The organism is Nocardia sp. NBC_01730 (assembly GCF_035920445.1).
Classification (GTDB): Bacteria; Actinomycetota; Actinomycetes; order Mycobacteriales; family Mycobacteriaceae; genus Nocardia.
This window is the reverse complement of record NZ_CP109162.1, coordinates 2502086-2512989: the sequence shown is the minus strand read 5'-3', so window position 1 is coordinate 2512989 and position 10904 is coordinate 2502086. Positions and strand designations below refer to the sequence as shown.

Genomic DNA, 10904 nt, shown 5'->3' with positions numbered 1-10904 from the left:
GCAACACCCGCCCCGGCACTGCCGGATCACCCGATACCGGCGTCAACTCCTGGTATTCCGCGGGCGAGAGCAGATCCAGTCGGGCCAGCGGTAGATCAGGGTCGGCGGCAACGGCGCTGAGCACGTGCAGGACCCGATACAGGGTCGCATCCATCGTGTCGTGGTCGAAGAGTTCGGGCAGGTACTTGATTGTGAGGTGCAGTCGCGTGTCGACATGCGCGACCACTCCCAGCGGGTAGTGCGCGGCGTCGGTGCCGGTCACGTCGACCACCCGCATGCCGGCGATATCGGTGTCCGCGGTCAGTCCACCACGATCGACCGGATAGGACTCGAACACCGTCATCGTGTCGAACACCGTCCCCGGCCCGGCCGCACGCTCGATGTCGGTCAGACCCACGTAGTGGCAATCGAGCAGCGCGGCCTGCTCTGCCTGGATCCGGTCGACGAGCTGCCCCAGACTCTCGGTCGTGTCGAGACGGACGCGCACCGGCAGCGTGTTGACGAACAGCCCGATCATCGATTCGATGCCCGCGATCTGCGGGGGCCGCCCGGAGACCATTGCCCCGAACGTGACGTCCTCCCTGGATGTCAACGTGCCCAGCACGATCGCCCATGCCATCTGGATCACGGTGTTGAGGGTGACTCCGCGTGCCCGTGCGAGGTCTGTCAGGGCCGCGGTCTGTTCCTCGGTCAGTTCGCCGAACACATCACGTGATTCGGTGTATCGGCGGCGGGGATCCGCCGGAGCCACCACGGTCGGCTCGTCGGCGCCGTCGAACGCGCGGGCCCAGGCCGCCAGCGACGCAGCCGGGTCCTGCCCGGCGATCCACGCCAAGAAGTCCCGATAGGGACGGACACGAGGCAGCATCGAGGCGTCGCCGTCGGTGGCATAGAGCACCAGCAACTCCTTCACCAGCAGCGGCGTCGACCAGCCGTCCAGCAGCAGATGATGATTGGTCAGCACCAGCCGGTAGTGCTCCGGCCCCATGGTGACCAGCATCCAGCGCAGCAGCGGGGCACGAGCCGGGTCGAACCGGGTCGTGCGGTCCGTGGCCATCAGTCGATCCCACTCGCCATTCCGTGCACCCGCATCCAGCCCGGACAGATCGAGCTCCGACCATGGCGCGTCGAGGTCTTCACAGACCACCTGAACCGGTCCGGCCTCGGTGACGAACGCGGCGCGCAGATTCGCATGGCGGTTGAGAAGCATCTGCCCGGCTCGGCGCAGCCGCTTCGGATCTACCTGTCCACGCAGCTCGAGGACCAGCTGAACCAGATAGGCATCCACCGACTCCTCGGCCACCAGCGCATGGAACAGCAACCCCTGCTGCAACGGAGTCAATGGCCAGACGTCGCTCAACGCCGGATACCTGTCCTCCAAGCGCTCGATCTCGGACTGCTCGAGGCTGACCAGATCCAGATCCGACGGCGTACGTCCCCCCGCCCCGGTACGGCGCGCATGGGTCGCCAACGCGGTCAATACCCGGCACCACGACTCCGCCACCGCGCGCACCTCGTCGGCGGTGAGCACCCCAGCGGGATACGACCAGATCGCCCGCAACCGCGGCAGGCCCCCGTCGTCGCGGGTGAGGGCATTGATGTCGAGCGCCGCCGACACCGGCATATCCGGATTCCGCGCACCGGCGAACTCGACACCAGAGAGGTCACCATCGTCGTCCACCGGCATCCATCCGACCGCCGGCATCCCTTCGGGAATCCCCGTGGAGACGCGACCGAGGTAGTTGAACCCGATCTGCGGCGTCGGAAGAGTCCCGAGTATCGGTCCGGTGTCCTCGTTGAGATACCGCAGCAAGCCGTAGCCGATCCCATGGTCCGGGACTGCGAGGAGTTGTTCCTTGACGGACTTGACCGCTACCCCGATAGCAGGCCCACCCGCGCACGCGTCGTCGAGATCGATGCCCGACAGATCAAGGCGTATCGGAGAACTCGTGGAGAACCAGCCGACTGTCCGGGTCAGATCCGAGCCCGGGACGGCGCCTTCCTCACGGCCGTGCCCTTCGAGACCGATCACCACGTCCGTGAGAGGGCCGCGGGAGGCCTCCGTCGCATGCTCGCGCTGCCACTTCGTCACCGCCACCGCCAGCGCGGCCAGCAGTCCATCGCCCACACTGCCGTGGAACACCTCGGGAACTGTCGTCAGCAGCGCCTCGGTCACCTCGGGGGACACTTCGACCTCGACCGTGCGGGTGGTGGCAGCCACGTCGATCGCGGGGTCGAGTGGCCGCGACCCGATTACCGGATCGCCCGCGATGGCCATCGCTTGCCACAAGTCGAGCTCGGCGGCCCGCTCCTGGCGTTGGGCAGCCTCGACCAGCCCGTGCGCCCACCTGCGCATCGATGTCCCGACCGGGGCCAGATCGGGTGGCTGGCCGGACTCGATCCGCGCCCAAGCGGACGCGAGGTCCGGAACCAGCACCCGCCAGGACACCCCGTCGATCGCCGTATGGTGCACCAGCATCAGCACCCTGCCCGGCTCCGCCGCGTCTTGCGGGTCGAACCAGACCGCCTGCACCACGATCCCGGCGCCCGGATCGAGACGGTCAGCGGCGGCATCCAACTCTGCCGCGGCTGACGCACGGAACTCGACGCTTCCCGGCTTCCCCGCCATCGCCACCCGGTGGATGACGTCGTCGGCTCGAATCGCCCCGACCGGCAGGACCTCCCACGTCCAGCTCCCATCGGCGGCCGGGCGCAGCCGCGCGCGCAGCATGTCGTGCCGATCGAGCACTGCCTGCACCGTGCCCGCCAGTGTCTGCTGGTCGATCCCCGCAGGTAGACCGAGCAGCACTGCCTGCGAGAAGCGGCCGACCCCCGACTCCGCCCGCTCGAGCAGCCATCGCATGATCGGGGTCAGCGGTATCGGCCCCACACCCCCGCCAGGCAGTTCCGGGAGAAGGGAGGTCGCCGCGGCGCTGTCGTCGTAGACGGCGATCTGGGTCAGCCCGGCAACCGTTTTGCGTTCGAACACCTCGCGCGCCGAGAACACCACCCCCGCCGCCCTGGCCCGAGTCACCAACTGGATCGACATGATGCTGTCGCCCCCGAGGGCGAAGAACGAGTCGTCGAGACCGACTGTGTCGATACCTAATACGTCGGCGAATGATGTGGCGATGGTGTGTTCGATCGGTGTCGTGGGTGCTCGGAAGGGTTTGTTGTCGGTGAATATCGGCTCTGGTAGTGCTTTGCGGTCGAGTTTGCCGACCGGTGTCAGTGGGATGCGGTCCAGCACCATGATCGAGGAGGGGACCATGTAGGACGGTAGCCGGTCGGTGAGGTGTTCGGTCAGGGTTGTGGTGTCGATCGAGCTGCCGGGTGCGGCAACGACATACGAGACCAGCGACTGGGCGCCGGAGTCGTTGTGGTGGCCGATGGTGGTGGCGAAACCGACGGTCTCGTGGGTGGCGAGGGTGGCATCGATCTCGCCGAGTTCGATGCGGAGGCCACGAATCTTGACCTGGAAGTCGGATCGGCCGAGATGTTGGATCGTTCCGTCGGTTGTCCATCGGACCATGTCCCCGGTGCGGTACATGCGTGCTCCTGGTATCCAGGGGCATGCTGTGAATCGCTCGGCGGTCGGGCCTGGCCGGTGGTGGTATCCGCGGGCGAGTAGGGGGCCCGCGATGTACAACTCACCTGCGACGCCGACTGGTACGGGTTGCAGCCGTTGATCCAGCACCCATTCCGAGACACCGCGAATCGGGCCACCGATCGTGACCAGCGCACCCGCCACCAACGGAGTGCTCTGGTTGGCCATGATCGTGGCCTCGGTCGGGCCATACTCGTTGAATATGTCGGGGCCGCCGCTCCAGCGCTCGACCAGCTCGGTGCTGTAGTCCTCGCCACCGATTACCAAATATCCCAAATCCGGTAGCGGCCAACGGGCATGGTCGATGGTGGACAACGCGGCAGGTGTGATGAAGACGTGGCTGACCTGCTCGCGGTCGAGCAATTCGCCGAGTTCGTCGCCGCCGTAGACGTCGCTGGGTGCGATGACCATGGTCGCGCCCGCGGACAGCGCCGACAGCAATTCCAGTACCGACACGTCGAAGCTCGGCGAAGCTGAATGCAAAGTACGAGAATCAGATTCGATGCGCATGGCAATCCGTTGCTCGGTGGCGCAGTTGCAGAGTCCGCGGTGGGTGACCGCGACGCCCTTGGGTAGCCCGGTCGAGCCGGAGGTGTAGATGACGTAGGCGATGTCGTCGATGCGCAGCGGGCGTACTCGGTCACGGTCGGTGACCGGGCGGTTGTCGGCTTCGTCGAGGTTGTCGAGTGTCAGCCAGTTGATGGTGTCGGGTAGCTGTGTGGGTAGGGAGGTGGTGGTCAGGCCGATGGCTGTTGTGGAGTCGGTCGTGATGTGGGTGATGCGTTCGGTGGGGTAGGTCGGGTCGATCGGCAGGAAAGCCGCTCCTGTTTTGGTGACTGCCCATACTGCGAGTACGGACTCGGGGGAGCGTGGTATGGCGATGGCGACGACGTCTTCCGGGCCGATGCCTCGTTGGATGAGCAGGCGCGCCAAGTGGTTTGAACGTTCGTCCAGTTCTCGGTAGCTCAGTTGTCGCGTGTCGAAGACGATCGCGGTGGCGTCGGGGTTCTGTGTGGCTGCTGTGGTCAGTAGGTCGGCCAGTGTGGTGGGCGGCACTGTTGTGGGTGGGCCTGCGCGTGTCAGTAGATCGGTTCGTTCGGCGGGCTCGAGTATCTCGATCGTCCCGACCGGAAGTGTTGGGTCGGCGGCTACCGACTCGAGTATCCGAATCCACCGGTGTGTGAGGGAGTCGATTGTCGTGGCGTCGAACAGGTCTGTGGCGTAGGTGACCGCTACCGTCATATCGCCGCTGTCGTGGTTGTCCGACAGCATGAGCTGTAGGTCGAAGCGGGACACTTCGTTGGGGAGATCGAGCACCGACACGTCGAGGCCGGGTAGTTCGAGTTTCACCGGTTCCAGGTTCTGGAATGCAAGCATCACCTGGAACAGTGGGTGGCGGGCCTGGGACCGCTGCGGGGCGAGTTGGTCCACCAGTTGTTCGAACGGGACGTCAGCGTGTCCGAAGGCGTCCAGGTCGATCTGTCTGATCCGGGTGAGCAGGTCGGTGAACGGTTCGTCGGGATCGATGTCGGTTCGCAGCACCAGAGTGTTGACGAACATGCCGATCGTGTCGTCGAGTGCGGCTGCGCCGCGCCCGGCGATCGGTGTGCCGATCGGGATGTCGGTGGTGCCGCTCAACCGGGCGAGCAGGACTGACAGGGTGCCGTGGATCACCATGAACAGTGACGAATTATGTTGCCGCGCGAACCCTTCCAGCGCCCGGATCAACTCAGCATCCACCATGTAATGGGTGGTGGCACCCCGATTCGACGCCACGGCAGGCCGCGGCCGGTCAACCGGCAAACGAAGTTCTTCGGCAACTCCGTCCAGAGTCTCGGTCCAATATCGGATCTGCCGGGCGCACAGCGATTCCGGATCGTCGGGCGAGCCGAGGGCAGCTTGTTGCCACAGTGCGTAGTCCGCGTACTGGACAGGTAGCGGCGTCCACGACGGGACTTCTCCGCAGATCCGTGTGGCGTACGCAGTCGTCACGTCGCGGGCCAGCGGAGTCATGGAGAAGCCGTCCGCGGCGATGTGGTGCACCACCAGGGCCAACACGTATTCAGGTTCCTCGCCGCCGGTAACGCGGAACAACCGAGCACGCACCGGAACCTCGGTGCTCACATCGAAGCCTGCGGTGACGAATTCGGTCAACATTGCGACCAACTGGCTCGGCGGAACCGGTACCGGGGTCAGGTCGTGGTCTATGTCGTCGGCGGGTTCGATCAGCTGGATCAGCGTCCCGTCATGATCCGGGTACCGCGTTCGTAAAGACTCGTGTCTGCGCAGCACGTCAACCATGGCCGATCGCACGGCGTCGACGTTCAACTCGCCACGTAGCCGGATGGCGATCGGAATATTGTATGCCCCGGAACTGGTGTCGTACTGGTTGAAGAACCACATCCGCTGCTGGGCTGGTGCCAACGGCACCAGATCGGGACGGGGCCCGGCGATCAGGGGTGGGCGTCGCCGCCCCGTACCGGCATGCCGCTCAATACGGGGCGCGATCTCCGCCACCGTGGGTGCCTCGAACAACAGCTGGACCGGAATCTCGGTATCCAGCGCTGCCCCGAGTCGCGCGGCAACCCGGATCGCGCCCAAGCTGTCGCCCCCGAGGGCGAAGAATGAATCGTCGAGACCGACCGTGTCGATACCTAATACATCGGCGAACGATGTGGCGATCATGTGTTCGATCGGTGTCTCGGGTGCCCGGAACGCCTTGTTGTCGGTGAATATCGGATCCGGTAGTGCTTTGCGGTCGAGTTTGCCGACCGGTGTCAACGGGATGCGGTCCAGCACCATGATCGAGGACGGGACCATGTAGGACGGTAACCGGTTGGTGAGGTGCTCGGTCAGGGTCGTGGTATCGATCGAGCGGTCAGGCGCGGCAACGACATACGAGACCAGGGACTCGGTCCCGGAACCGTTGCGGTGGCCGATGGTGGTGGCGAAACCGACAGTCTCGTGGGTGGCGAGTGTCGTATCGATCTCGCCGAGTTCGATACGAAGACCACGAATCTTCACCTGGAAGTCGGAACGGCCGAGATGCTGGACCGCTCCGTCGGCTGTCCACCGGACCACGTCACCGGTACGGTACATCCGCCCACCGGGCATCCAAGGGCACGCTACAAAACGCTCGGCCGTCAGGCCCGCCCGGTGATGGTATCCGCGGGCCAGTAGCGGACCTGCGATATACAACTCACCTGCCACGCCGACTGGTACGGGTTGCAGCCGCTGATCCAATACCCATTCCGAGACACCGCGAATCGGGCCACCGATCGTGACCAGCGCACCCGCCGCCAACGGAGTGCTCTGGTTGGCCATGATCGTGGCCTCGGTCGGGCCGTAAGCATTAAAGAACTCACGACCGTCGGCCATCCAGCGCCGCACCAGTTCCGGCGGGCAAACGTCACCGGCAGCAACGACGACCCGCAAGTTGTCGAGCCCGACCGGATCCACCGAAGTCAACGCCGCCGGCGTGATCACCGCATGGGTCACCCGCTCACGGCGCAGCAACTCGGCCAGCGCCGCGCCACCGTAGGTGCCGGGCACGACGATCACCATCGTGGCGCAGGCACCCACCGCAAGCAGCAACTCCCAGACCGAGGCATCGAAGCTCGGCGACGCGAAATGCAGGGCCCGCGAAACCGCAGTCACCGCATAGCGTTCCCGCTGTTCGGAACTGAGCGCGGCCAACCCGGCGTGCGTCACGGTCACGCCCTTCGGCACACCCGTTGAGCCGGAGGTATAGATCAGGTAAGCCGGGTGTTGCGGCCGCAGTGGGCGTACTCGGTCACGGTCGGTGACCGGGCGGTTGTCGGCTTCGTCGAGGTTGTCGAGTGTCAGCCAGTTGATGGTGTCGGGTAGCTGTGTGGGTAGGGAGGTGGTGGTCAGGCCGATGGCTGTTGTGGAGTCGGTCGTGATGTGGGTGATGCGTTCGGTGGGGTAGGTCGGGTCGATCGGCAGGAAAGCCGCTCCTGTTTTGGTGACTGCCCATACTGCGAGTACGGACTCGGGGGAGCGTGGTATGGCGATGGCGACGACGTCTTCCGGGCCGATGCCTCGTTGGATGAGCAGGCGCGCCAAGTGGTTTGAACGTTCGTCCAGTTCTCGGTAGCTCAGTTGTCGCGTGTCGAAGACGATCGCGGTGGCGTCGGGGTTCTGTGTGGCTGCTGTGGTCAGTAGGTCGGCCAGTGTGGTGGGCGGCACTGTTGTGGGTGGGCCTGCGCGTGTCAGTAGATCGGTTCGTTCGGCGGGCTCGAGTATCTCGATCGTCCCGACCGGAAGTGTTGGGTCGGCGGCTACCGACTCGAGTATCCGAATCCACCGGTGTGTGAGGGAGTCGATTGTCGTGGCGTCGAACAGGTCTGTGGCGTAGGTGACCGCTACCGTCATATCGCCGCTGTCGTGGTTGTCCGACAGCATGAGCTGTAGGTCGAAGCGGGACACTTCGTTGGGGAGATCGAGCACCGACACGTCGAGGCCGGGTAGTTCGAGTTTCACCGGTTCCAGGTTCTGGAATGCAAGCATCACCTGGAACAGTGGGTGGCGGGCCTGGGACCGCTGCGGGGCGAGTTGGTCCACCAGTTGTTCGAACGGGACGTCAGCGTGTCCGAAGGCGTCCAGGTCGATCTGTCTGATCCGGGTGAGCAGGTCGGTGAACGGTTCGTCGGGATCGATGTCGGTTCGCAGCACCAGAGTGTTGACGAACATGCCGATCGTGTCGTCGAGTGCGGCTGCGCCGCGCCCGGCGATCGGTGTGCCGATCGGGATGTCGGTGGTGCCGCTCAACCGGGCGAGCAGGACTGACAGGGTGCCGTGGATCACCATGAACAGTGACGAATTATGTTGCCGCGCGAACCCTTCCAGCGCCCGGATCAACTCAGCATCCACCATGTAATGGGTGGTGGCACCCCGATTCGACGCCACGGCAGGCCGCGGCCGGTCAACCGGCAAACGAAGTTCTTCGGGAAGGTCCGCGAGCGTGGCCTGCCAGAACGCCAGGTTCTCGCGGCGGCGCCGGATCCGGGCGCCGTCGCGGACGCTGTCGGGGTGGACCTGCCCGAGATCGGTGCCCGGTGCGGCGGCGAACGCGTCGAGGAATTCCACGAATCTGGTGTGGTGCGCAGACAGTTCGGGGCCGGTATAGAGAGTCGGATTGGCCATGAAGTGGAGGATCGTCCGTGGCGGGTCTCCGGTCTGATACAGGTCCACCAGCAAATCCTCGACCGGCCCGGAGCTGAGGATATGGAACTCTCCGGTCATCGACCCGAACCGGATCTCCTGGGAGAAGAACATGGCATTCACCATCGGGCCTGCGAAAAGCCGCTGACCGTTGCCGTTGCCTCCTGCGGCGGCGCGAATGTCGGTGAGGTCGCATCGCTGGTGTCGCAACGCGCCCACCAGATCGGACTGCACGCGCCGCGTCAGCGTGGCGACCGTGTCCCCGGTACCGAGCGCGACCGGGAGTGGCGCGAGATTGACGAACACTCCTCCGGACCGACGCAGTACGGCGGTGGTGCGACCAGACATCGGAATATTGACAAGGACGTCGTCCCGGCCGGTCATTCGCGCCAGATAGCATCCGAATGCGGCGATCACCACCGCGGCCGGGCTCGCGTCGAACGCTTTCGCGGAATCAGTGATCCGCCCTACCGTCACCGTCGACAGTTCGGCGATGGCGACCACGCTGTCCGCACGCGGGGGCGCGTACCCGGCGACCAGGCTGGATTCTTCCCCGAGATCGGTGAGCCTGTTCACCCAGTACGCCTTGTCGTTGGTGAACCGCTGCGACTCCCGATAGCTGCGGTCGGCCTCGTAAAGAGTGCGCAGGTCCGCTGCCCGGCTCGGCTCTGCTGTCCGCCCCTGCACCGCAGCCGTGTACAGCGCGGCTATCCGATTCACTATCGTCATCGCGGCGTAGCCGTCCAAGGCGACATGGTGAATCCTGCTGTACAACAGGAAATGCCGATCCCCGACCTGCACAATCGCCGATGCGACCAACCGGTCCCGGGTCATATTCAACGGTGCGGTGTACTCCCGATGCATCCACTGCAAGGCCGCCGCCATGGAATCGGGTTCGGCACGCATATCGATCACTGGCCCCGCCGATTCCAGCGACGGGTCGAACAACTGGTGCGGCTCACCGTCGAGCTCTACCAGCCGCAAGTACCCCGACTGGAACTCGAGACCTGCTTGAATCGTCGTCTTACGCAGCAGATCGACATCCAGATCCCCACGCAACTCGATGTACTGCGCCTCACATATCGGTACGTCCGGACGAAACTGCTGTGCCAGCCACAGCCCCCGCTGCCCGGCAGACAGCGGCACTGGCTGTGTTGCTGACACGTCCGGTGCGGCGTCCAACCCCCGATCGGGATGGAGCTGCGGTCGCGGAACGGTCATCACTTGCCTTTGCCTCCAGACCCGACCACGATCAGTGTAAGCCGACTGGTTCGTTTGTGTACACCCCGATCCACGATTCTCGCCGGGGAATTTTCTCATTCACGAAAGTGATATTCGACATCTAGAAGTGGATCGCTGAGGTGCATCGGGCAACCGAATAGCTACCCTGTTTTGATTCTGAAATCATCCGCCCGGACTCGAAACCTCGATGTCCTTGTTTCCGCGCCTGATACCCGCGATCGGCCGTCGGTCCGTCAGCTGCAAACGGCGAGGACGGTTGCTGCCACGACTTGCGCATTGACGGCGTAATGGGATGACTCGTCGTTGCGTCGTGAAGTGCACCTGAGTGGTCTGAAATGCTTGTCGAGAGCTTGCCCGCCTGTTGAGGCGGGTGGTGAGGCATCAGCTGTTCGGAAGGGCGACACGAGGTTCGAGTCCTAGTGGCTCAACTGTCCTGTTCGGACATAAGTGCAGGCCAAGCGCCTCTTACTTGACGTTGTGTATCATTGTCCGTATTCGATGATGGCGCGGTCGTTCTTCTGGGTGTTGTCCGCAGGTATTGGCTTCGGCTCGTGCGTGGTGTCGGAATCGCGTTTCCTTGCTTCTGTCGTCAGCGTTGTGTGCTGCGTATTATTATTGTCCTTCCGCAACCTTCGGATGTGTTCTGAAAAGGGCTTTCGATTTATCGAATGGGTTCGCATCCCTTTGGTTAAAGGAGTCGCCGTAGTAGCCGAGTCAATCGCTCGCGTCAAAGGTCAGTGTCAGCGCGATGGCGAACCGCCGGCCACCGCGAATTGTTGACCGCATCCCGATTCAAACAACTTGTGATTACCCCGATATCGACCACTCTCGACTGAAGTGCCGCAATATCGCCCGCATCGATCGGCGACAT

General features: G+C 64.2%; 1 pseudogene. It reads right to left on the bottom strand.

Annotation, left to right across the window (positions count from 1 at the left end):
• Positions 1-52 precede the first annotated feature (52 nt).
• Positions 53-10012: pseudogene (locus OHB12_RS36215) on the bottom strand (amino acid adenylation domain-containing protein); the annotation flags it as partial.
• Positions 10013-10904: the final 892 nt, after the last annotated feature.